At 48.2% G+C, this 23,200-nt stretch carries 18 protein-coding genes; 14 read left to right on the forward strand and 4 right to left on the reverse strand.

Features of this window, described 5'->3' with window-relative positions:
- Positions 1-332: 332 nt before the first annotated feature.
- Positions 333-1,313 carry a phosphotransferase enzyme family protein gene (locus AC0LWN_RS05965; RefSeq protein WP_474663677.1) on the forward strand — a complete coding sequence of 327 codons (981 nt, stop codon included), beginning with the start codon at positions 333-335 and terminating at the stop codon, positions 1,311-1,313.
- Positions 1,314-1,669: 356 nt separating this feature from the next.
- Here the strand turns inward: AC0LWN_RS05965 and AC0LWN_RS05970 are convergent, their stop codons facing one another.
- Positions 1,670-3,262, reverse strand: a complete 1,593-nt coding sequence (locus AC0LWN_RS05970; protein WP_474663678.1) for a stalk domain-containing protein — start codon at positions 3,260-3,262, stop codon at positions 1,670-1,672.
- 149 nt (positions 3,263-3,411) lie between these two features.
- Here AC0LWN_RS05970 and AC0LWN_RS05975 point away from each other — a divergent pair, with 149 nt between their 5' ends.
- The 5 genes from AC0LWN_RS05975 (at position 3,412) to AC0LWN_RS05995 (ending at position 8,353) form a co-directional block, all read left to right on the forward strand.
- The gene (locus AC0LWN_RS05975; protein ID WP_474663679.1) at positions 3,412-4,035 is read left to right on the forward strand and encodes a deoxynucleoside kinase; all 624 of its coding nucleotides are present in this window, start codon (positions 3,412-3,414) and stop codon (positions 4,033-4,035) included.
- Positions 4,032-4,679: a deoxynucleoside kinase gene (locus tag AC0LWN_RS05980; RefSeq protein ID WP_474663680.1), complete on the forward strand. Its 648-nt coding sequence runs from the start codon at positions 4,032-4,034 to the stop codon at positions 4,677-4,679. Before AC0LWN_RS05975 ends, AC0LWN_RS05980 begins: the two co-directional genes overlap by 4 nt.
- Positions 4,680-4,808: 129 nt before the next feature.
- Positions 4,809-5,990 carry a MalY/PatB family protein gene (locus AC0LWN_RS05985; protein WP_474663681.1) on the forward strand — a complete coding sequence of 394 codons (1,182 nt, stop codon included), beginning with the start codon at positions 4,809-4,811 and terminating at the stop codon, positions 5,988-5,990.
- 27 nt (positions 5,991-6,017) lie between these two features.
- The gene (locus tag AC0LWN_RS05990) at positions 6,018-6,968 is read left to right on the forward strand and encodes a nucleoside hydrolase (RefSeq protein ID WP_474663682.1); all 951 of its coding nucleotides are present in this window, start codon (positions 6,018-6,020) and stop codon (positions 6,966-6,968) included.
- 140 nt (positions 6,969-7,108) lie between these two features.
- A complete protein-coding gene (locus tag AC0LWN_RS05995) occupies positions 7,109-8,353 on the forward strand; it encodes a stalk domain-containing protein (RefSeq protein WP_474663683.1) in 1,245 nt (414 codons plus the stop codon).
- Between the two features lie 52 nt (positions 8,354-8,405).
- Here AC0LWN_RS05995 and AC0LWN_RS06000 read toward each other — a convergent pair whose 3' ends face one another.
- Positions 8,406-8,945, reverse strand: a complete 540-nt coding sequence (locus AC0LWN_RS06000; protein ID WP_474663684.1) for a GNAT family N-acetyltransferase — start codon at positions 8,943-8,945, stop codon at positions 8,406-8,408.
- A gap of 1 nt (position 8,946) precedes the next feature.
- A complete protein-coding gene (locus tag AC0LWN_RS06005; RefSeq protein WP_474663685.1) occupies positions 8,947-9,756 on the reverse strand; it encodes a polysaccharide deacetylase family protein in 810 nt (269 codons plus the stop codon).
- Between the two features lie 197 nt (positions 9,757-9,953).
- Between AC0LWN_RS06005 and AC0LWN_RS06010 the strand changes: the two genes are divergently transcribed.
- The 3 genes from AC0LWN_RS06010 (at position 9,954) to AC0LWN_RS06020 (ending at position 14,549) form a co-directional block, all read left to right on the forward strand.
- Positions 9,954-10,907, forward strand: a complete 954-nt coding sequence (locus tag AC0LWN_RS06010) for a radical SAM protein (protein ID WP_474663686.1) — start codon at positions 9,954-9,956, stop codon at positions 10,905-10,907.
- A gap of 403 nt (positions 10,908-11,310) precedes the next feature.
- Positions 11,311-12,321, forward strand: coding sequence for an L-rhamnose/proton symporter RhaT (locus tag AC0LWN_RS06015; protein WP_474663687.1), 1,011 nt, complete (start codon positions 11,311-11,313; stop codon positions 12,319-12,321).
- 194 nt (positions 12,322-12,515) lie between these two features.
- A complete protein-coding gene (locus tag AC0LWN_RS06020) occupies positions 12,516-14,549 on the forward strand; it encodes a methyl-accepting chemotaxis protein (RefSeq protein ID WP_474663688.1) in 2,034 nt (677 codons plus the stop codon).
- Between the two features lie 214 nt (positions 14,550-14,763).
- On the opposite strand, the gene AC0LWN_RS06025 is transcribed toward AC0LWN_RS06020, so the two are convergent.
- On the reverse strand, positions 14,764-16,230 hold the full coding sequence (locus tag AC0LWN_RS06025; protein ID WP_474663689.1) for a Kelch repeat-containing protein: 1,467 nt from the start codon (positions 16,228-16,230) through the stop codon (positions 14,764-14,766).
- Positions 16,231-16,475: 245 nt separating this feature from the next.
- Here AC0LWN_RS06025 and AC0LWN_RS06030 point away from each other — a divergent pair, with 245 nt between their 5' ends.
- The 5 genes from AC0LWN_RS06030 (at position 16,476) to AC0LWN_RS06050 (ending at position 23,060) form a co-directional block, all read left to right on the forward strand.
- Positions 16,476-17,777 carry a helix-turn-helix transcriptional regulator gene (locus AC0LWN_RS06030; protein WP_474663690.1) on the forward strand — a complete coding sequence of 434 codons (1,302 nt, stop codon included), beginning with the start codon at positions 16,476-16,478 and terminating at the stop codon, positions 17,775-17,777.
- A 288-nt stretch (positions 17,778-18,065) separates the two neighbouring features.
- Positions 18,066-18,335 carry a CD3324 family protein gene (locus AC0LWN_RS06035; RefSeq protein ID WP_474663691.1) on the forward strand — a complete coding sequence of 90 codons (270 nt, stop codon included), beginning with the start codon at positions 18,066-18,068 and terminating at the stop codon, positions 18,333-18,335.
- Positions 18,336-18,724: 389 nt separating this feature from the next.
- On the forward strand, positions 18,725-19,561 hold the full coding sequence (gene licT, locus AC0LWN_RS06040) for a BglG family transcription antiterminator LicT (RefSeq protein WP_474663692.1): 837 nt from the start codon (positions 18,725-18,727) through the stop codon (positions 19,559-19,561).
- A 120-nt stretch (positions 19,562-19,681) separates the two neighbouring features.
- The gene (locus AC0LWN_RS06045; RefSeq protein WP_474663693.1) at positions 19,682-21,583 is read left to right on the forward strand and encodes a beta-glucoside-specific PTS transporter subunit IIABC; all 1,902 of its coding nucleotides are present in this window, start codon (positions 19,682-19,684) and stop codon (positions 21,581-21,583) included.
- A gap of 25 nt (positions 21,584-21,608) precedes the next feature.
- A complete protein-coding gene (locus tag AC0LWN_RS06050; RefSeq protein ID WP_474663694.1) occupies positions 21,609-23,060 on the forward strand; it encodes a glycoside hydrolase family 1 protein in 1,452 nt (483 codons plus the stop codon).
- Positions 23,061-23,200: the final 140 nt, after the last annotated feature.

A 23,200-nucleotide genomic window follows, 5' to 3' on the forward strand; every position in this document is an offset into this window, starting at 1 on the left:
CGCTTTTCGGTTGAAATACGGAGACAAAGGCGGACGCTACCGCTCCTACAGTTCCAAACTTCCCCTGCGCACTCCTACCTTTTTAATCAGTTTCTAAGTTCATTTTATACAATAAGGGGCGTTCTGCTGGCCGTTGAGGCTGGCTGGAACGCCTCTTTTTTGCGTACAGAATGTCTAAATTCATTCATTACATGGCTCCTGCACGGGGGTTCAGGTAAACTGAATTCAGTTTGCAAGTGAAGGGAGTGATCGGCATGAAACGCCGGGCTAATAGAACGACTGCTGCAGTAAAGGTGAGCGAAACTTGAAATTATAAGGAGCTGCTGCAGAGCGTGTTGAAATTAAAATATTTGTTCAATAATGTGGATTTGGCGGAAATGCTGCTGGGGAACTGGGAGTTTGACCGGGAGTCGCTGCATTTGTTTCAGTATTATAGGATATCGTCCAATGCGATTTATCCGTTTGAATGTGGTGGGAACAATCAGCTTCTGAGATTCGCCCCGCAGGCGGAGAAGTCAAAGAGCAATCTCCTGGCAGAGCTGGAATTTATCGCTTATCTTCGAGACCGAGGGTATGGAGTGCTTGAAGCTGTGCCTTCCCGGGGAGGGGACGAGCTAATAGAGGCGCAGACGCCCTGGGGCGCTTATTATGCGGCGGTGTTCAAGCGCGTGGCCGGAGTTCGGATGGATAATGTATTTATGGATGACAAGACCGTATTCCGTTACGGTCAAGCCTTGGGCGAGCTTCATCGTCTATCCAGTGAGTACAGTCCTGTTCAGAATGCACGATGGACACATAGCGGGGTGCTGGATTGGATTCGGCAGGTACTGAGCGGATACCCCGGAGAGACGGCGGCGATGGCGGAGACAGAGCTGCTTGCGGAGTACTTTCATACCTTGCCGATTACCGAAGCCAATTATGGACTGATTCATTATGATTTTGAGCTGGACAATGTCTTTTATGACGAGGCGGGGGATGCGGTCAACGTCATTGATTTCGATGATGCCATGTATCACTGGTATGCGGTAGATATTGAGCAGACGCTGGACAGTCTGGAGGAAGCAGTTACGCCCGAGGAGCTGGATCATAAGAAACAGTGTTTTATGGACGGCTATGGCAGCCGGTATCCGCTGCCTGCGGGTGGTCCTTCCTCTGCGGCATGCAGACGTTTTGCCAATTTGTACGGGTATGCCCGCACCCTGTACTCCACTGCGGAGAAGTGGGAGCATGAGCCGGAATGGCTGACCGGACTGCGCCGCCGTCTGGAGGACTTCAAAAAGGCCAAAGCTTCCGGGTTCGGAGAGAAGCTCTGATCTTAAGGCCGCTCAAGCTGTGAGTTTGTGGTTTGGTTCGCCAAGTAAATCTTGCCCGAACTACCTGGATAACAGGAGTTCTGGGATAATTGTATTCTGTGCAGCTAAAAGCTCACTTTTGCGGGTGATTATGAAGTTAGCTGTATTCCGTACAATAAAAAACGCCACAGGAAGCTGTAAATCCGCAAAGTCCGATTTATAACTGTACAAAATACAAATAAGTCAAGAAATTGGCTGTTTCAGCATCGGATAGCTGCATGAAATACATTTATCTTGTTCGCGCCTCCGCGCGATCTTTACACATACGTCACAAATACGGCCGGTCTCTACATGATGTGGAGGCCGGCCGTTCCTGTCTATTTCATAGTAATGGCAATAGTCTCCTGCTGCGGAAGCCAATTGACTGAAGCGCCAAGCTGCTCGCTGATAAACCGCAAAGGCAGGTATACCGTGCCTGATACAATAAAGGGAGGTGTAGGCAACGTTACACTTTTATCGTTGACGGTGGTTGCCCCGGTTACCGTGTTGATTGTAATGGACAGCGCCGGCTTGTCAGCGGCGTTCCGGGTAATGGTTACCTTTTTATCCACCGTGCTGATCATGCCGCCGGGTTTGTCTTTGCCGGCAGGTACAGTTTTGATATCCTCTTTATAGGCCACTGTTGCTCCCAGCTTGTCGAACAGGGAACGCAGCGGGATAAAGTTCTGGCCATTACGGGTGATCACGCCATTCGTCAGGCTGACGTTCTCGCCGTTCAGAGTGATGGCAATCGGTTTCTGCATGGCTACAGGTGCGGGATAGTTGAACTCATACTCTCCATTGCCGAGTTGGGCATTTTTGTTGATCCCCCAGCCCCAGAGGGTGCCGTCTGTTTTTTGCATAATGACGTGGCGTCCACCGGCCTGAATCGACGTGATGTCTGAAGCCAGAAGACCAAATTCAGCGTTTGGAGTCATAGATTCACCATCTATGGACGCCGCATACACTTTTCCCCCTGAAGTCAGGGCCACGATGGAGCGCTCCACAATATATGCATCGGTTACATTCTTTATCGCTGTGAAGCGAACCGGTACGGCCTGCTGATGATAGGTTGTTCCGTCGGAGACCCCCGTAATGGTCGCGCCCCAGAACCATAAATTTGACTGTCCATCTATAGCCAGCACGGAATTTCCGTTGTTGCGGATTGAGCGGATATTAGGCAAGGAGGACATGGCGGCAGGAGTTACCACAGAAGGATCACCGAGAGTCTCCGGCTCGTATTCGTTCTGTATCGGCCAAGTCCAGACCGTCCCGTCTTTTCGCAGCGCATAGTTCTGCTGAAGATTAGTGACATCCGTAAGCCCTGGAACCGGTGTGAACGTGGCAAAATCATCAAAAGTCGTCCAGACCGTCCCATCTTTCTTCAGGAAAAGGAAGCGCTGCCAGTGCTGCTTGGATTTGTTGGACTCATAATAACCGTCTACAGCAGCCACATTGTCTATCCCGGAGTCCCGGGTAAACGCGGAATCGGAGGACCTGGCAGTCTGATCATCATAGGACCGAATCGAGCTGTACAGCGCACCATCATCCGACACCGCAACCGTTCGGCTGCTGAGGGAGAAAAGCTGCTTCAGCGTTCCCGGTTCTTTAACTGGAGTCGCTGTCGTTACCAGGGTGGTTGGTGAGGTCTCCAGCTTCCATACAGAGCGGTCTTTCTTCACAGCAAAGGAACCGGCCTGCGAATTGAAGGTAGCTTCAACTTCCTGTAAAGCAGCGACCTGAGTAGGGACGGACCGGTTGCCTCCCCAGACCCACAGGCTACCGTCTGTTTTGATCAAATAATCCGCGCCATAGGAGGCTATCCTTGAAGGGGCGGAGGTGTCCGGTGCTGCCCCGGCTGCTGTTCCGGATACTGTTAAGGCAGCGGTCAGACTGAGCATTATACCGAACTGCTTCGTCCATTTTTTCATACAACAATCCCTCTTCTCTGTATTTTTTTTCTATTATTTAGACGCGGAGTGATACTTAAAAGTTTCTATAAATTTAAGCATTCATAGGCGGTTGGCGTGTGATACAATAGTTTAGTCTGTTTTTTATTTTGAGGAGGATATCAGCATTAATGGAACATGCACCTTTTATTGCAGTGGAAGGCCCCATCGGAGCCGGCAAAACAACACTCGCCACCATGCTGGCGGAGGAGCTTAAGCTTCCGGTAATCAAAGAAATCGTGGACGAGAATCCTTTTCTGGACAAGTTCTATCAGAATATGGACGACTGGAGCTTTCAGCTGGAAATGTTTTTTCTCTGCAACCGCTACAAGCAGCTTGAGGATACCGTGAACCGGTACATAGATAAAGGGGAGCCGGTCATCTCGGATTATCATATTTATAAGAATCTGATCTTTGGCGAGCGTACACTGAAGGGAACGAAACGTGAGAAGTACCGGGAGATTTATCATGTGCTGACCGATGATCTGCCGAAGCCGGACATTATCCTCTACATCCGTGCGGATCTGGACACTCTGCTGAAGAGAATTGCCAAGCGCGGACGTACTTTTGAAGAAGATATTGCGCCAGCATATCTGCAGCAACTGATTGAGGATTATGACGAGGCGATGGCCTCGCTCGCCCTCACTGAGCCGTCTACCCGGATTGTCACCATTGATGGAAATCAGGTTGATTTTGTGGAGAACGTAGAAGACTTTACCGCAATCGCCGCACACCTAAAGGAGCTTATGAAATGAACTCATACAACATCCCGGATAACGCAATTATCACTGTAGCCGGAACGGTGGGGGTCGGTAAATCGACGCTGACCGCGGCTCTGGCGGAGCGCCTGGATTTCCAGACTTCGCTGGAGCAGGTGGACCACAACCCGTATTTGGAAAAATTCTATCACGATTTCGAACGCTGGAGCTTCCATCTGCAAATCTACTTCCTGGCCGAACGTTTTAAGGAGCAGAAGAAGATGTTTGAGCTGGGCGGCGGTTTTGTGCAGGACCGTTCGATCTATGAGGACACCGGTATTTTCGCTAAAATGCATGCCGATCAAGGTACCATGTCCAAAACGGACTATGAGACCTACACCAGTCTGTACGAGGCTATGGTTATGACGCCGTATTTTCCTCATCCCGATGTGCTGATCTATATTGAAGGCAGCCTGCCGTCGATCCTCACCCGGATCAAAGAACGCGGACGCGAGATGGAAATTCAGACCGATGTGTCCTACTGGGAGCACATGCACGGGCGTTACTCGCAGTGGATCAATGAATTCAGCGCCTGTCCGGTGCTGCGGCTGAACATAGATGATTATGATGTAAACGATCCTGCATCCATGGCGGAAATTCTGAAGCAGGTGAGCACGGCGATTGGGCAGGCAAAAAAATAAAATCAATTGGAGCGGCGCCTTGGGGCGCTGCTTTTTTGAAATGGCGTGCTGAAGCCGCTCAAGAAGGATGCCGGAAGCGTCTCCCCGTGATACAATAATTGAACAAGCAGAAAGGATGGGTGAATTTAGTTGAAGTATGATTTTAACCGTGTCATTGACCGCCGCAATACCCGCTCTTACAAATGGGACCAGTCCGAGAAGCTGTTCGGGAACAAGGATATTCTGCCGCTTTGGGTAGCGGATATGGATTTTGAAAGCCCGCCCGCTGTGAAGGAGGCCATTCTGCGCCGGGTGCAGGAAGGCATTTACGGCTATAGTATTGCGAGTGAATCCTACAAGGAAGCCATTAAGGATTGGTACCGCAGACGCCATGATTGGGATATTCAAAAGGAATGGATCAGCGATTCGCCGGGGATTGTCACCTCGCTAAGCCTTTCAGTCGAGCTGTTCAGCAAGCCGGGAGATCAGGTGATTCTGCAGTCTCCGGTATATTATCCTTTCTATGATGTCATTCGGATGAATGACCGCAAGGTGGCTATCAATCCGCTGATTCTGGAAGAGGGCCGGTATGTTATGGACTATGCCCAGCTCGAGGAGCTGATGATCGGCGGAGCCAAGCTGCTGCTGCTGTGCAATCCGCATAATCCGGGCGGCAGAGTGTGGGAGCGGGAAGAGCTGCTGCGGCTGGGAGATTTATGCCTGCGGTACGGTGTAACTGTCATCTCGGATGAAATCCATTGCGATATGATAATGCCGGGACATAAGCACATTCCGTTCGCCTCCTTGTCAGAGGAGCTGTCGGATATTACATTGACGACGCTTGCGGCTACCAAAACCTTCAATCTGCCCGGACTGCAAACCTCCTATATCGTTACCTCAAATCCGGCCTTGAAGCGTAAATTCGATCTGAAGCTGAAGGCGCTGAGCCTGCACATGGCTGCTTTTTTTGCAGCGGAAGCCGTGGAGGCAGCCTACAATGAAGGTGAAGAGTGGCTGGACGAGCTTACACAGCATATCAGCGGAAATGCCGAGTATGCCCTTGGCTATTTGGCAGAGCATCTGCCACAGGTAACGCCGATGAAACCTCAGGCCACCTACCTGCTGTGGGTGGATTGCCGGGCACTGGGACTAGATAGCGATGGATTGAAAAAGCTGATGTACCGCGAGGCCAAAGTAGCTTTTAACGAGGGCTCCGTCTTCGGTACAGAGGGACAAGGCCATCTGCGGATCAATCTGGCCTGCCCGAGATCCGTTCTGACGGAAGCGCTGGAGCGTTTCTGTAAGGCCGCTGCCCCTTATGCAGTGAAGTAAGAGTTCCGAGGAGTGGAGAACATATAGATGGCAGCAACCCGAATAATAATTGATTGCGATACCGGCATTGACGACGCCCTGGCCATTCTGTACGCTTTACGTGCTCCGGGCGTTGTTGTGGAAGGTATTACAACGGTTTTTGGCAATATTGATGTCGCACAGGCGGCTGACAATACACTGCGGCTGCTGGCGCTGGCTAATCCGGGGTATGAGATCCCGGTCGCCATCGGCGCCTCAAAAGCGCTAGTCCGTGAGCTTACGGGCTTCTCGACCCATGTGCACGGTGAGAATGGCATTGGTGGCGTTCAGTTGCCACCGTCAAGCCAGCGTCCGGTCAGCGAGACGGCGGCTGAATTTATCGTGCGGCTGGCGAATGAGCAGCCCGGGGAGATTGTGCTGGTTACGCTCGGCCGGTTGACCAATTTGTCGCTGGCGCTCGACCTGGACCCGGCGCTGACCGGAAAGCTCAAAAAGGTAGCCGTCATGGGCGGTACGATCTTTAAGCCCGGCAATGTAACCCCGGTAGCAGAGGCCAATATTTGGGGCGATCCGGAGGCGGCTGACCGGGTGTTCACCTCTGGACTGCCTGTGCTGATGGTCGGCCTGGACGTTACGCTTAAGACGCGTATTACTTCAGAGCATCTGGAGCTTCTCAAGCGTTTTGGACGGGAAGACTGCAAGGAAGTTATCGAATTCATGGACCAGTCGCTGGTGCATTATTTTAAATTCTACCGCGAAGCAAATTACCTTATTAACAGTGCACCCCTGCATGATCCGCTCGCGCTGATGGCCGCACTGCAGCCTGATCTGCTGACCTGGCGGCAAATGAAGGTCCGTGTGGAGCATCAGGGAGAACATACTGCGGGTATGGTGGTTGCGGATCTGCGGGCACAGCCCAAGATTGGCGAGTTCGTTGAGGTAGCTGTGGATGTGGATGCCGAGCGGGCGGTTGGAGTCTTTTTGAGCGCGTTCATGTAAAATGCCAGGCTGGAGGATAGAAAGGGATTGCTCAATTGTGACAATCTATTAATTTGCTAATAATATCTAGTTTGGTAAAATGATAGAGGTATATGGTTGAGAGATTATTGATCTTATCCTACAGAATGGAGAATCGAAGCATGAAACGTTTTGCCAAGATAGTATTATGCGCAGCAATTTCAGCAGCAGGCTTCTCGGCTCTTCCGGCCACCGGAGCACAGGCCGCAGCAGGCGGCGTCAGTATTGTGCTGGACGGCTACCCGCTGCCATTTCCGGTAGAACCGGCAGTGATGAGCGGAACCACGATGGTGCCGTTCCGGGCCATATCCGAAGCACTTGGTGTAAAAGTAGAATGGAATCAGACGGCCAAGCAAATCACCGCGACGAATACCGACGCTTCAGGCGCCAAGAAAGTCATACTTACCTTGGGCAGTACAAATGCATCGGTGAACGGCGCAGCCGTGAAGCTGGCTGTCCCGCCGCAGAATGTCAGAGGCACGACGATGATTCCGCTCAGCTTCTTCGGCCAGCAGTTCGGCGCAGGTGTGTCCTGGAATCAGTCTACCAAGACGGTATCCATCACCTCGCCGAAGAAGGACATTTATACGCTGGGCTTCTATGCACAGGGAGCGTACAGTGAGGTTTCGCTGATCCCGAATTTCGATGCGGTTGCTTTTGGCTGGAGCCGGATTGACCGAACCGGACAATATACTACATCCGGCACTGAATTCAGATGGCCGCAGGCTGCTGGTGAGGTTACGCCGGAATCCATTGTCCAGAATGCCGCAGCCGGAGGCACAGCCCCTTATCTGATGGTCTACTCCGGGGACAAGGAGCTGGAGCTGACCAAAAATGTCGAGGATCTGCAGCTTCAGCAGAAGACCATCGCCGGCATCGTCGATACCGCATCGCAGAAGGGATTTCAGGGTATTGCCCTTGATCTGGAAGGGTTAGGCATGACCGGGGACAAGAAGCTGGTGCAGAGCCAGTATAATACTTTTGTCAAGAATCTTGCCGTCAAAGCACGGGCTGCAAATCTGAAGCTTACCGTCATTCTCCATCCGCTTAATAGCTCCTATAAGGGGTACGATTACAAGACGCTGGGCTCTATCGCCGACGATCTGGTGATTATGGCCTACGCTTATGAGGGTGAGACCGGACCGGAGCCGATGAACAAAGTCGATGAATCCATCCGTCTTGCCCTGCAGCAGGTCAGCAAGGACAAGCTGATTCTCGGCATCTCGGTTTACAGCGAGAATGAGAGCTCCGTCAACGCGAAGATCGGGCTGGCCAAACGTTATGGCCTTAAGGGTATTGCGGTCTGGCGTCTGGGTCTGATCGGACAGCCGGTATTGAGCCAAATGGGAGAATCGATAGAGTTATAATTTTGAATAAAAAGACACAGAGAAGGCTGCCGTATTTGGCAGCCTTTTATAGCTATGATAAATCATTTTGATTTATATGAAATAAAACATGTTTGTTTAAAGGACTGCTTTTCTCAACTTTCGGGTGATTGAAGGTTTTAACAAAGCTCATCCCAATTTTTGTCATTACGTTTTTCGAAGGGGTATTAATTTCGGCTGTAAAACTATAGACGTCAGTTAATCCCAATTTGTTAAAGCCATATTGTAAACAAGCTTTTGCTCCCTCAGTTGCATATCCTTTTCCCCAAGCCTCTTTTTTCAGCCGCCATCCAATTTCTATACAAGGTGTAAAATCAGCCTCGAATGTTGGCTTATGAAATCCAATAAACCCTATAAACTCTTTACTTTCTTTTACTTCTACGGCATATAACCCAAACCCACATTCTTTAAACTCGGTTACAATTGATTTATAGAACACATTTGTTTCTTCGGTTGATAAGGTTTTAGGAAAATACGTCATAACCTCTTCGTCTGCATTTAGCCGGCTAAATGGCTCTAAGTCCGTTTCGTCCCAGTCGCGTAATCGCAATCTTGCTGTCTCTAAATATATCATTCTATACCAGTTCCTTCAGCTCGCCCGGCTTGATCTCAACCGGTGACTGATCCACTGTGATCCAGACAGAGATGGCGCTCGGATTGTGGACAATGGAACGGTCTGCCGAGAATTGCAGCCTGCCGAGGGCATTCTGATAGTCAATAATCTCCATATTGGTGGCGAACCAGATATCCTTCTGCGCAGACATCATGCGGCAAAAGCTCTCTATCTCATGCCAGTTGCCATGATTCTCAAATTCATAGCTGTGTCCCCATACGTACAGGAGTGACAGCTTTCTTTTCCAGGGCATATCCCCCGTCAAGGCGATCAGCTGCTCGCCGGCCTTCAGCATGGCGTTGTGATGGCAGGTAGGATTCCACTCCAGCGGATGCTGCGGCATGGCAAAAGAACCGGTGGAATGGACAGTCCGGGAGTATTCGATCCCGAGAGCAGGCAGGAGCTTAGTGACTTCTTCACTGTAGCTGCCGTAAGGATAGGACATGCCGCGCACCGGATAGCCGCTTAAGTGCTCCAGCGCCCGCCGGTCATCCAGCACTTCATGAATGATAGCCTCTTTCGGCAACTCATCCAGGAAGGGATGGGATACGGTGTGTACTGAAATCTCATGCCCTGCATAGAGCGACTTAACCTCTTTGGCAGAGACATATCCTTCCTGGTCCAGTATGCCGGAATTTAAGTGGAAGGTGGCTTTGATCCCGTATGTATTCAAGATGGAGACCAGCCGGATGTCATGGAGGGTGCCGTCATCGTAGCTCAGTGTAAGCGCTTTGAAGACTCCTCCGGGAAAACAGTTGAAGCGGATGTTCATATCTGTCCCTTCTTTCTGATAAAAATACATAAATGATTCAGCAACAGGTTACTACCTGAGCCGCAAAAGTGCAACCAGGAATTGGGCTGAGGGGTGCATAACAACAAATGTCACATTAACCTGGGCCGCAACCCTTTATAATTTATAAGGTTACCCATTAATCAGACAATTTCATTTTTCAGGAGGACTACTAGAGCATGAGTATAAAATATAAATCACTGGAGCTGGACAAACCGCTGACTTATGACCTGGAAGGGCTGGAGGTCGGGGTTACCTCGAACTGTAATTTCCGCTGCGATTACTGCTGTGCATATAACAGAAATGACGGCCAGAGCATCAAAGGCAAAGAGGTGATCCGCATTCTGGAGGATTTGCCTAATCTGAAGCGGGTTCGTCTCTCCGGCGGCGAAGTGACTCTTAAATTTGAGGACTGTGTAGAAATTGTAGCCTACTGTAAATCCCGGGGCATTCAGACCCAGCTCAACTCCAACGCCAGCCTGCTGAACGCCGAGCGGATTGAGCAACTAGAAGCTGCGGGACTGACCACGATTCATATTTCTTTCAATTTTACGAATGCCGAGGCCTTCTCGCGCTATTATAATATTCATACCAGCATCTATGACAAAATCAGAGAGAACATTACGATGTTCGCCAAAACAAGCGTGGATGTCGTGCTGGAGACGCTTCTGTTCAGCGAAACCCAGGATAACATGCAGGAAATCAGCGAGCATGTCTATGCGATGGGTGTGCGGACCCATGAGATTCAGAACAGCATCATTATGGGCCATACCGGCTGGAAAGCGATCGCTGCCCGCGAACAACTGAAGAATGCCGTAAGTGAGCTGATTGCGAACAAAAAAGAGGATGCAACGCTCTACTTCACCTGCATGGACCGCTTTATGGAGAAGCTTGGCTTCCAGGAGCAGCCTGGAGTCTATTTCCCGCATTGCATTGAAGGCAAGAAGCAGCTTCATCTGCACGGCAACGGCGATATCCTGATCTCCGAGCTGTGTCATCCGGTCATCATCGGCAATATCTATAACGGCACCTCGCTAAAAGATATTTACACCAACATGCCTGCACCGCTCTCGAAATTCCTTGAGAAGCAGCCTTGTCCTGCGCTTACCGCTTTGTTCCCGCAAGAAGATTAGCATATCGGCGGCAGAAACTTCTGCTGAACAGGACCGCAGCCTAACCGCTGCGGTCTATTTTTCTGACATATTTTCATCCCAAATTGAAAGTTTTCATGTATAATCATCACCATGTGCAGGTTAATAATGCAGAGTTAAACTAGCAAGATAGATTGAACTTGAAAAATTAACAACAAGGGGAGAAGTGGCGGAGGGGAAGTTTGGAACTGGAAGAGCGGTAGCGACCGCCTTTGTCTCCGGATGTTATCCGTACAACGGTATAATCAAAAACATCTGGAGACAACAGCGGCTGGAAGTCCAAACATTCTCCGCAGTCACGGCCAAACCCCACAATAAAAAAACACAAGCTCAATCTATATAAATAGAGATTTAGACAATGACTAGATGGCTAGGAGGATTTGTAATGATTTACGGATTTTTGCTGTTATTGCTTGCTTGCTGCTTTCAGGGCAGCTTTGGACTGGGGATGAAGAAATACCAGCCGTTCTCCTGGGAAGCCTTTTGGGCGATTTTCTCTTTGGTGGGGATTCTGATCATTCCGGCCTTGTGGACCTGGATTGAAGTGCCTGATTTCTTCAGCTATATCCGGCAGACGCCTTCAGATGTGCTCTGGACGGCTTCTTTTTGCGGCTTTCTGTGGGGCATCAGCTCCATTATGTTCGGCAAAGCCATCGACTCGATCGGTGTTTCTCTTACATACGGAGTGAACATGGGGATATCGGCATCACTGGGGTCGCTGATTCCGCTGTTTATCTTCGGCAATATTCCGGCGGCAGGCTCTTTTACAGTGCTTCTAATTGGTACGGCGATTATGCTTACAGGTGTAGTTGTAATTACCAAGGCCGGATTGTTAAAAGAAAAGATCATCACTGCCTCCGGCCAGGGAAGCGGCACCGGCAGCAATCTAACCAAAGGTCTGATCATAGCTTCTGTAGCCGGACTGGGCTCAGCAGCAATGAATATCGGGTTCTCCTATGCGAGCCAGACCGCAGACATAGCTGTTGCCGCTGGCACGGCCAAAATCAGCGCTAGCCTCATTTCCTGGGTAATAACCCTGTCGGGCGGCTTTGTCGCCAACTTTGTCTATGCGGTCATTCTGCTGATCAAGAACGGCACATATCGGGACTACATCGCCAAGGGTGCAGGCACTGCGTATGGCAAAGCCCTGCTGACCGCGGCTATCTGGTATTTGGCGCTAGGCTTTTATGCCAAAGCAACGGCGCTTCTCGGACCGCTGGGCGCTGTAGTCGGCTGGCTGGCTTTTAACGGATTGTCCTTGATCATCAGCAACGCGTGGGGCCTTAAGGACGGGGAATGGAAAGGGTTTGCCGCGCCCAAGAAACTGCTGCTATGGGGGAATGTGATTCTGATTCTTTCCTGGGTCGTTGTGGGCATTGCCAACAGCATGGCCTAATCTGATCTTGTTTATGTCCCTTGATTTTAGATAAAATCTGAAATTTCGACAAAATCCGATATAATCCTACGAATTTCCCTACGACATCTTCACTGCTTGACAGGTAAATCCGATAATAATTGTAACAAATGTAACAGTGTTTATAAAAAACTAAGGATGCCTAGAGAGATCATGGCGGGAGGATGTAGGAGAAGATGAAGATTCGGATGAAGCTGTCGGTTATGCTGATCGCAGTTGTATTTATTTCTACGGCATTAATGGGGATTTTTACGTATAGCAAATCTACAGGCACTATCCTGGATCTAACTGAAACCTCAATGAAGCAGGTCAATACGAACAAAGCGCAGACCATTGGTGCGATGATTGACAAAGAGAAGCGGAGCATGGCGATTGTCGCCGATGATACGGAAATTGCTGAGCTGCTGCTAAAGGCCGGTAAAGGCGGAATAACTAGCGGAGACGCGCTTCAGGTTAAGATTAATGCCAAGCTTCAGGGACTGGTCAAAGATGCGGGCAATCTGGAACATATGTTAGTACTAGATATGAAAGGGGTTGGCGTGGCAGATAGCGATGTCAAGCTGGTGGGGACAGACTTCAGCGAGAGAAACTATACGAAAAATGTGCTCAAGACCAAGCAGCCTGTGATCAGCGAAACATTAAAATCCAAATCCACAGGTGCGTATGTGCTGGTATTTGCTCATCCTGTGACAAGCAATGGCAAGATGATTGGCTTCGTGGCTTCGGCTGTCAACGCGAACAGCATTATCAAATATTTGGCTGACGCCAAGGTGGCGAACGCCCCTTCCTCGTACGCCTATCTGGTGGATGAGACAGGGAATATAATCTATTCTCCAGATGAAAAGAAGATTGGTTCTCCGGTGGAGAATGCCCAGATCAAAGCTGTCGTGGAACGGGTGAAAGCCGGAGAGACGGTTGCTGACGGCAATGTTGAGTATAATTATAGAGGAACGGAGAAAAAAGCCGCCTATACCGTTCTGCCGGAGACGAGATGGACGCTGGTACTGACCGGGGATATTGATGAGGTTATGGAGCCGGTTCACAGCATGACAAATTATATCATTCTGCTGGGGCTGGGCAGCCTGCTGTTGACCTTGGTGATCGGGATTATGGTTGCTACACGCATCTCTTCGCCGATCATTAAGCTGACGGAGATGATCAACCGCACGGCAGAGCTGGATCTGAAATACGACTCGCAATATGAGTATCTCTTGAAGAACAAGGACGAGACCGGAACCATCGCCAAAGCCATGTTCCATACCCGCGCGGTGCTGAGGGAGACGGCAGGAAGCTTGTTAACGATCTCCTCCAAGGTGCTGGACAATGCGGTGACACTGGAAAAGCTCTCTGTTGACGTCCGGGAGAACGCACACGATAATTCGGCGACTACAGAGCAGCTATCGGCAGGCATGGAGGAGACGGCGGCATCAACGGAGGAAATGACAGCGGCAATTCATGAAATCGAGAACAATGTTCGCGTGATCTCCAGCCGGGTCAAGGAGGGAGCGGGTGTGTCCGGGCAGATCATAGAACGGGCACTGGTGCTGCAGCATGATGCTACCCAGTCTACGGACAACGCTAAGCGAATCTACGAATCGGTACGTGTGGAAATGGAGCAGGCTATCGAGCAGTCAGGCGCGATCAATGAAATTAACACCTTGGCCGACACGATTCTCTCCATCACCAGCCAGACCAATCTGCTCGCACTTAATGCGGCGATTGAGGCGGCGCGGGCAGGAGAAACGGGTCGAGGTTTTGCGGTAGTGGCTGGTGAAATCCGCAAGCTGGCGGAGAGATCCTCCGAGACGGCGGCAGGTATTCAGGACGTCGTCAAGAATGTCTACTCTTCCGTTGAGCAAATGAAGGAACAGTCCGAGGCGCTGCTTGGCTTTATTGATCACAATGTTCTGAGTGACTTCGAACGTCTGACGGAGGTCAGCCAGCAGTATAACAGCGACGCTTCGACAATCAACGAGCTGATGAACCAGTTTGAAGAGGCGGCGGACCATCTGAACGAGACGATATCCGGTATTGCCACTGCAGTGAATGAGGTAGCGGCCACGATCAACGAAGGAGCCGTCGGTGTGCAAGATATAGCTGTGAAAACGGCGGATATTGTGGAGAAGACCTTCCATGAAGCCACGATGGCCGACGAAAATACCCAAAGCGCCAAAGAGCTGCAAACCTTGGTAGAAAAATTCAAAATCTAAGCCGCTTAATGCAATCTTTAGGCTGCGTTCATCTGGTTTTAAGCTTGGGGGTATATATTAATCCCATAACCCCCCTTTAATATATTCTTTGGCCCCGCCGGTTGTTGGCGGGGTTCTTTTTTTACCTATTTACAATTAGGTGAGTGAATCGTTATATATCTAATAGGAATAAAATACGCCCCGCTCCATATATGGCAAGCGGGGCGTAAGTGTTCTATTCTGTAGTGTACTGACTTACTTCAAAGGTAAGAATCTTATCAAATATCACGTATTCAGTACGCTTACTGAATGGCCCTTTGTTGTTCTCATGTTTGTTAATCGCAAATTTTGAAGGACCTGTTCCTGAATCTTTAGCATCATACCAGTTCAAAAATTCATTTATTTCATTCATACTAAGATCATACTCTTTTTGTGTACCATTTGTCAGGGTGATTGTAAGTATAGCGTTACCGTCATTTGATTCACCTTGAGATGTTAGAGCAATCTCGTTTGAGTTTCTAATTGATCCATTAACATCGGTGGCAGTCACTATATAGTAATAATTTTGATTTGGTTTAATACTTTTGTCTGAAAAATAAGTACTTTTAGTAACATTTATGGTCTCGTAAGGCCCACCTGATTTCAAGGAACGTTTCAATTCATAGCTCATTCCATTATCGAGATTCGACCAATTTAATATATTTTTTGAATCTTGAGCCACTCCACTTAGTAAAAACTCTTTATGTTGAGTATCAAATTTTAATACTTGATTAAGTCCTGTTGCTCCATTGAGATTCCCACCGCCGATTAAGTATATATCTCCGTTATACAATATTGATTTTGCAGAATTTCTGGGCTCTAACAATTTGGGGCCTAATTCCCAAGTTTCTAATGTCGGATCATAAACTTGGACTTCTGAAATTGTTTGTGGAGTAGTGTTCGGATCAGATCCTCCAAAAATAAAAATTTTATTATTAAATGTACTTATACCAAATGCTGATCTACGAAAAGGCATATCTTGCTTGCTGCTCCAAGAATCTGAAATAGGATTATATTTCAAAATGGAGGTATTCCAACCGTTATACGTTCCGCCCATAATATAAATTTCCCCATTCATAACTACACCTCCACCACTTTGTCGAGGCGATGGTATACTAGCTTTTGTTTTCCAAGTATTTGATATAGGGTCATATTCTTCAACTATTGTACTATGTATACCCGACCCTGATATGCCACCTATTAAATAGATTTTATTGTTTACCTCAAAAGCTTGCATATCTAATCTTGGATTTGGCATCCATGTCTTTATAGTCCACTTATCTGTAATGGGGTCGTAAACTTCGATTTGATCCACATAAGTAGTAGAGTTAGTAGTCGATGCTCCTCCAAACACATAGAGCTTACCATCAAATACTACAACACTTGGCTTATACCTTGCGTAGTTCATGCTTGAGACACTTTTCCAAGAATTTGTTAACGGCGAGTATTGTTCTACAGTTTTTAAAATGACATTGCTGTTATATCCATGACCGCCGATAACATATATTTTATCATCAAGAGAAGCAACTGCATGGGCTGCACGAGGAGTTGGTATGGGAGATTTATCAACCCATGTTCCTGATGTGGATGCGAAGATTTCACTTGGATGAGCAGTAATAAGTAATATGAGGAGACAAAATAAAGTAAATATTTTTTTCTTCAAAAAGTAACACTCCCTAGTTTTATTTTAGAATCTTAACTTACAAAACTTAACAAGGAATGTCTAAACATATATCCCTATATCTGCAATTAAGTGAGCGAATACAATTATTTTCTTTTTATAGAAATTGCGTGTGAGTTGAGATCAAATCCAGCTGGAGTAACCTGTCGTGGAGGTTTGAGGGGTTATTTTAGTTTTTTTGCCCATACTGATAGCAAAGACTTCAGTTGCTGGAGGTATGGACATCAATGTTTGAAATTATGCAGGTGGCTGACAAGAAGGGCAGCCGTAACAGTATTACAGCCACAATCTATCGGGAGACTGCGGGCCTGCGGATTGTCCCGGAGGCGCCAAGCGGAAAGAGTGGCCATTTGCGGCAGATGCAGGAGAGCTTTCTGCAGCAAATGATCAAGGATGAATGCTATAGCCTGGCGGCTATGAAGAAGCGGCTGCAGCAGCTACAGTTGGCTCCGCTGACGGAGGATGATCTACGGCTGCAATTTGCGGCTGTGGAGATGAAGCTGCCGGCAGGAAGAATAGCGAACCGGCAGAAGCGCCGGGAATTGCTCCAGCTCGTTTTTCAAATGCTGTGCCGGGAGACGGCCGGCCACTGGAAAGGGATCTATCCATTCGGCGATGCTACCAATCCTGCGATGATGGTTTTCCTCGTCATTAAGAAGCAGGGGCCGAAGCATGCCCGGAAATCGCAGTTGTTCGTAGAGGAGCTGCAGCGGAACATCGCAAGCTGCCTGAAGCTTGAGTGTGTAACGGGGACCGGCGGGGAAGTGAAGGGACTTAAGCGGCGGAAGAACGGTTTTGCCTCCTGCATGCTGTCCTGGAGCCGGAATGCCGTCTCCAAGGACAGGGATATGCCGGAGCTAAATCAGGCCTTCACCCCGGAGATGGAGCGGAACCTTACGCAGGCGATTGAAAATCTCGATGCGGTCGCCTTGAGCCAGCAGCTCGATGCCATGTTCAGCAGCCATGAAGAGGCGCCGCTATCACATTTTACCTTGCTGGGGTTGCGGCTGCTGCTCCTGCTCCACTCCATTGCCAGAAAGTTCGAGCCCCGCGGCTCCGCCTTGCAGAAATATTTGTGGAACTGCCAGAAGACCATCGCCGGTGAACAGTCCTGTGAAGGGATACGGAGGCAGATTGAAGAGCTTGCGCAGCTTGTTATGGAGGAAGTGAAGAAGGTCCGCTGCTCCAGCGGTCCGCAGATGGCCGAGGCAGTCAGAAAATATGTGGAGGAGAACTTTTACTATGAGTTGACGATTTCTTCCCTGGCGGAAAAATTTCATCTGCAGGAGAGCGAACTGCCGGGCCTCTTCAAGCAGCATGTAGGTGTTGCCTTCAGCAATTATGTCACCAAACTGCGGATGGCCAATGCCGAGCAATTGCTGCAAGAGAACGAACTGAGACTTGCCGATATCTCCATGCTTGCCGGTTATTCCAGCACCAGCTATTTCAGCGCCTCCTTCAAGAAATACAGCGGTACATGCCCCAAGGACTACCGGAAGCGGTATTGGGAGCGGCATGCTCAGGAGTAGGAAGCGGCACCGTTATTGGCCCTCTCTTGGACAAGAGATTTTGTTCTCCTACCCATTGATGCTACAATAGAAGAAACTTATTCCATGTAAAGGTTAGATAAGGAAAGGAGGGTTTGCGATGATAAGATTAAAGATCTGCTCTATGCAAAGTCTATGGATGATGAACAACGGCGGTTGTTTGTATAGAGCTGGAAGCATGGTACCGCTCTAATCACTCGTTGGAGAATCGCTGTTTAGCCTGTAGACTTTGCTACCTTAAAAAGTTCATTTATTTTAAGGAGCGGAGCTATGAAGAAATATATCAATGCAGATATTGTCCTGCCGGAAGAATTGCTTAAGGAAGTACAGAAATATATTCATGGCGGAATGCTCTATGTTCCCAAGCCGGAAGGCTTGCGGACCAAGTGGGGCGAGAACTCGGGCGGCAGAAAATATCTGACTGTCCGGAATAATGAAATTCGCCAGCAATATTCCATAGGTATCCCGATTCAGCAGTTGGCAGAGCAATTTTGCCTGTCCTGCGACAGCATCAAAAAAATCGTGTATGGTAAAAAATAGACGAAAAGCCACAGCGGAGCCTGCTCCAACGTGGCTTTTGCTGATTGATTTCACCCAAAAAAGAAAGCGCATACTTTTTTCTTGTCAAACGGCTGACTTCATGTTATTCTGACTTTGGGATTGTTACTGAAAAGGCAAAACCCAGGACATGTACTTGACATGTTTTGGGTTTTGCCTTTTTTTAATCCCAACTCTGGTGTCCTGTCCCGCGATAGATATTACGAAACGGAGTGGTTGATGAGTAAAACCGGCCCATATTGGAAACGCTTAATTCATGTGCGAAGCAATGACGAAAATTCTATCAGCAATGTTGTGATCCGTCTGAAATTTTTTCGTCCAGCGTCTTAATCCTAGTTATAACTTATTACGGGATGAAGGAGGGCAGTTGGATGATCATCAAGAAAATCTTTAACAATAACGCGATTGTCGCCAAAGATTCGCAGAAGCAAGAGCTTGTTATTATGGGCTGCGGCATTGGATTCAAAAAAAGCATTGGCGATGAGGTCGAGGAGGGCTTGATTGAGAAGGTTTTTATTCTCAAACAAAAAGAGGCTTCGGAAAAATTCAAGCTGTTATTGGAAGATGTTCCCTCAGAGTACGTGTCGTTATGCTATGACATCATCGAGTACGGGAAAAACATGCTGGACACTCCTTTGAGTGAGTATATATATGTTACCCTAACGGACCACATCAACAACACACTGAAAATGTACGATGAGGGGATTCGCAATCCCAATCCGTTAATTTGGGAGATCAAGAAGCTGTATCCCAAAGAATTCAAAATTGGACTTAAGGCATTGGAATTTATTAATGACAGCGTAAATAAACAACTGACAGAAGATGAAGCAGGCAATATAGCCCTTCATTTGATCAATGCCCAGGTTAGCAGCCCGTATCATAAAATATCAGATATCGCAGGGCAGACCGAGAAAATTCAGGACATCCTGAACATTATTAAATACACCTATAATATAACGCTTGACGAACAATCCGTCAGCTTTGAACGATTTATTACCCATTTGAGATTTTTCTTCCAAAGGATTCATCAGAAGAAGAAGATGGAGCTGGATGATGATTTTTTACTAAAGCAAGTCAAAGCAAAATACAAAAAAGCCTATAACTGCATGCTGAAGATAGAGAAGTATTTAAACACCGAATTATCGGACGAGGAAAAGCTGTATTTAACCATTCATGTCCATCGGGTAACGGAAAAACAAATTGAATAAAAATTTTGGATTGTTACTGGTAAAGCAGGCGAGACCAAAATAGATAAGTACTCTTTTTGTAGTGCTATCTATTGGGTCCCGCCTTTTTTATAAGCAAAATTAAATAAAGGAGCGATCAGCATGAAATACGAAAAGCTCGCACAAGACATTATCAGCAATGTCGGTGGCAAGGAAAATGTAAACAGTCTGACGCATTGCATTACCCGCCTGCGTTTTAAATTAAACGATGAGAGCAAAGCCAACACGGAAATTCTGAAGAATATGGATGGGGTTGTGACGGTCGTACAGAGCGGCGGACAATATCAAGTCGTAATAGGCAACCATGTCCCTGAGGTATATGCGGAAGTCGCGGCTGTAGGCGGATTCCAGACGGCATCTGCAGAACCATCCGATGAAAAAGTGGGTCTTTTCAATAAATTCATTGATATCATTTCCGGTGTGTTCACCCCGACGCTTGGCGTATTGAGTGCAACAGGGATGATCAAAGGGTTCACCGCACTGTTCATCTCTCTGGGTGTACTGACCAATACTTCGGGCACTTATCAAATTCTAAATGCGATCGGGGACTGCTTGTTTTACTTCTTCCCGATATTCCTTGGATACACGTCAGCCAAAAAGTTCAATGCCAACATCTTTATAGGTATGGCTATCGGGGCAACGCTGGTCTATCCTACGTTCTCTGGATTAACAGCTGCAGGGAAGCCGTTATACACCTTATTTAGCGGGACTGTTATCGAATCGCCGGTATATTTAACCTTCCTTGGTATCCCGGTAATCCTGATGACTTATTCGTCAAGCGTTATTCCGATTATTCTGTCCACCTATGTAGGCAGCAAGATCGAAGGTTTCTTTAAAAAGATTATTCCAAGCGTAGTCAGAACCTTCCTGGTTCCCTTCTGCACCCTGCTGGTGATCGTCCCGCTTGCTCTGATCTTTATCGGACCTGTTGCAACATGGGCAGGACAGCTTCTTGGCGCAGGCACTTTGTCTATCTATAATTTGAGCCCTGTTATTGCCGGGGTGCTGCTCGGCGCGTTCTGGCAGGTATTCGTTATCTTCGGCTTGCACTGGGGTTTTGTGCCGATTGCCATCAACAACCTGACCGTGCTTAAATTCGATCCGATTCTGGCCGGCGTATTCGGTGCTTCTTTTGCCCAGACAGGTGTCGTATTGGCGATTATGCTGCGGACCAAAAACATTAAATTGAAATCGCTTTCTATTCCGGCCGTGATTTCGGGTATCTTCGGAGTTACAGAGCCTGCCATCTACGGGATTACTCTGCCGCGTAAAAAACCGTTCATCCTGAGCTGTATAGCAGCCGCAGTCGGTGGCGGGATTATTGGAATCATGGGCACCAAAGGTTATATCCTGGGCGGTCTGGGTATCTTCGGAATCCCGAGCTATATCAGCCCAGAGGGAATGGACAGAGGCTTTTATGGTGCGATTATCGGGATTACGGTCAGCTTCGTGCTTGGCTTCCTGCTCATGTTCTTCGGCGGATTCAAGGATGATGAAGTCAAGGAAGACAACACAAAAGGCCAAGGGCAAAGCGGCGAAACCATGGTGAAGCAGGAAACCGTAAGCAGTCCGTTAAAAGGTGAAGTAATCGCGTTGTCTGACGTCAAGGATGAAGCATTCTCAACCGGCGCACTTGGCAAAGGGATTGCGATTGAACCTGCAGAAGGCAAGGTGTTTGCTCCGGTAGACGGGGTGTTAACCTCATTGTTCTCGTCCGGCCATGCCATAGGCATTACAAGCGACCACGGTGTGGACATCCTTATTCATGTGGGCAAGGACACGGTTAAATTGAAAGGCAAATATTTTACCCCTAAAGTCAAACAAGGCGATGCGGTGAAAAAAGGCGATTTGTTAATGGAATTTGATATGGAAGCTATTAAAGCGGCGGGCTACATTTTAACCACTCCAGTAATCGTTTCCAATTCGAATAATTACCTGGATGTAATTGAAACCGGGAAGAAAAACATCGGGTATAAGGAAGATTTATTAACGGTAATGATCTAGTTCACATATACGAGGAGGAATATTAATGAATGACGTAACCAAATTTCCAGAAGGATTTTTATGGGGAGGTGCAACGGCTGCTAATCAATTTGAGGGCGGCTATAATGAAGGCGGCAAAGGCCTCAGCACTGCGGATGTGATTACAGCTGGAACGCATACAACCCGCAGAAGAATTACACCGGTGCTGGAAGAGGGGGCAAACTACCCGAGCCACGAGGCCATCGACTTTTATCACCACTATAAAGAGGATATCGCGCTGTTCGCAGAAATGGGCTTCAAGGTCTTCCGGATGTCCCTGGCCTGGTCCAGAATCTTCCCGAACGGGGACGATGCACAGCCGAATGAGGAAGGCCTGAAGTTCTATGACAACGTGTTTGCCGAGCTGAAAAAGCATAATATCGAGCCCTTAGTGACCATTTCCCATTACGAGGCCCCTTTCAATCTGGCGAAAAAATATAATGGCTGGTCGAACCGCAAGGTAGTGGATTTCTACGTTAACTATTGCGGGGTTATTTTCAACCGGTATAAGGATGTGGTCAAATATTGGCTGACCTTTAACGAAATTAACATTCTCACCATGCCGTTTGGATCATTTATGGCGGGAGCGATCATGCCGGAGGGCAACGCGGAGTTTGGCAATGCGGCAGGGGATGATGAACAGTTGAGATATCAGGCCCTGCACCACCAGTTCCTGGCAAGTGCAAAAGCAGTTAAGCTGGGTCATGAGATTAATCCGGATTTTAAAATAGGCTGCATGATCGCTTATATGTGTTCCTACCCGCTGACCTGCAATCCTGAAGACATTCTGCTCGCGCAGCAAAAAGACAACTTATCGAATTACCTCTGCTCCGATGTTCAGGTGAGAGGTGCATATCCCGGATTCGCCAAACGGTATTTTAAAGAAAAGGGTATTGAACTGGTCATGGAAGACGGTGATGAAGAGACTCTGCGGGAGGGCTGTGTAGATTTCTACACCTTCAGCTACTATTCATCCACTTGCGTAAGTGCTGACCCGAATCAGGAGCAAATTGGCGGGAATTTATCCATGGGCTTGAAGAATCCCTATCTGAAAGCAAGCGCCTGGGAATGGCAGATTGATCCGAAGGGCCTGAGATGGTCCTTGAACAACATTTACAACCGGTATCAGATTCCATTAATGGTTGTGGAAAATGGCCTTGGCGCCGTGGATACCGTAGAGGAAGACGGCTCCATTAACGACGATTACCGGATCGATTACCTCAGACAGCATATTGAAGAAATGAAGGAAGCCATCGCAGATGGAGTAGACCTGGTGGGTTATACCCCGTGGGGATGTATCGACCTCGTAAGCGCCGGAACCGGCGAAATGAAGAAACGTTACGGTTTCATCTACGTGGACAAAGACAACGAAGGCAAAGGAACCCTGGCCAGATCGCGCAAGAAGAGCTTTTCGTGGTATCAGGGGGTTATTGGAAGTAACGGTGAGGTGTTGGAGTAGTACGGAGTTTATCTTGATGGGATAAATCTACAATGGATACGAGAAGAAAGCCCTTGGATTAGATTCCAGGGGCTTCTTTCTGTGTATAGCAGGTATAGCGATGCGGTAAAAGGAATTAAATTACATGAGAGAACTGCTTA

This window comes from Paenibacillus sp. sgz302115, from assembly GCF_056120445.1.

Bases quoted from the DNA above. Each gene is read 5' to 3' on its own strand.
- AC0LWN_RS06020 (WP_474663688.1), top strand. From the start codon at position 12,516: ATGAAGATTCGGATGAAGCTGTCGGTTATGCTGATCGCAGTTGTATTT.
- AC0LWN_RS06045 (WP_474663693.1), top strand. From the start codon at position 19,682: ATGAAATACGAAAAGCTCGCACAAGACATTATCAGCAATGTCGGTGGC.
- AC0LWN_RS06015 (WP_474663687.1), top strand. From the start codon at position 11,311: ATGATTTACGGATTTTTGCTGTTATTGCTTGCTTGCTGCTTTCAGGGC.
- AC0LWN_RS05990 (WP_474663682.1), top strand. From the start codon at position 6,018: ATGGCAGCAACCCGAATAATAATTGATTGCGATACCGGCATTGACGAC.
- AC0LWN_RS05980 (WP_474663680.1), top strand. From the start codon at position 4,032: ATGAACTCATACAACATCCCGGATAACGCAATTATCACTGTAGCCGGA.
- AC0LWN_RS06010 (WP_474663686.1), top strand. From the start codon at position 9,954: ATGAGTATAAAATATAAATCACTGGAGCTGGACAAACCGCTGACTTAT.
- AC0LWN_RS05995 (WP_474663683.1), top strand. From the start codon at position 7,109: ATGAAACGTTTTGCCAAGATAGTATTATGCGCAGCAATTTCAGCAGCA.
- AC0LWN_RS06050 (WP_474663694.1), top strand. From the start codon at position 21,609: ATGAATGACGTAACCAAATTTCCAGAAGGATTTTTATGGGGAGGTGCA.
- AC0LWN_RS05970 (WP_474663678.1), bottom strand. From the start codon at position 3,262: ATGAAAAAATGGACGAAGCAGTTCGGTATAATGCTCAGTCTGACCGCT.
- AC0LWN_RS06005 (WP_474663685.1), bottom strand. From the start codon at position 9,756: ATGAACATCCGCTTCAACTGTTTTCCCGGAGGAGTCTTCAAAGCGCTT.
- AC0LWN_RS06000 (WP_474663684.1), bottom strand. From the start codon at position 8,945: ATGATATATTTAGAGACAGCAAGATTGCGATTACGCGACTGGGACGAA.
- AC0LWN_RS06030 (WP_474663690.1), top strand. From the start codon at position 16,476: ATGTTTGAAATTATGCAGGTGGCTGACAAGAAGGGCAGCCGTAACAGT.
- AC0LWN_RS05975 (WP_474663679.1), top strand. From the start codon at position 3,412: ATGGAACATGCACCTTTTATTGCAGTGGAAGGCCCCATCGGAGCCGGC.
- licT (WP_474663692.1), top strand. From the start codon at position 18,725: ATGATCATCAAGAAAATCTTTAACAATAACGCGATTGTCGCCAAAGAT.
- AC0LWN_RS06035 (WP_474663691.1), top strand. From the start codon at position 18,066: ATGAAGAAATATATCAATGCAGATATTGTCCTGCCGGAAGAATTGCTT.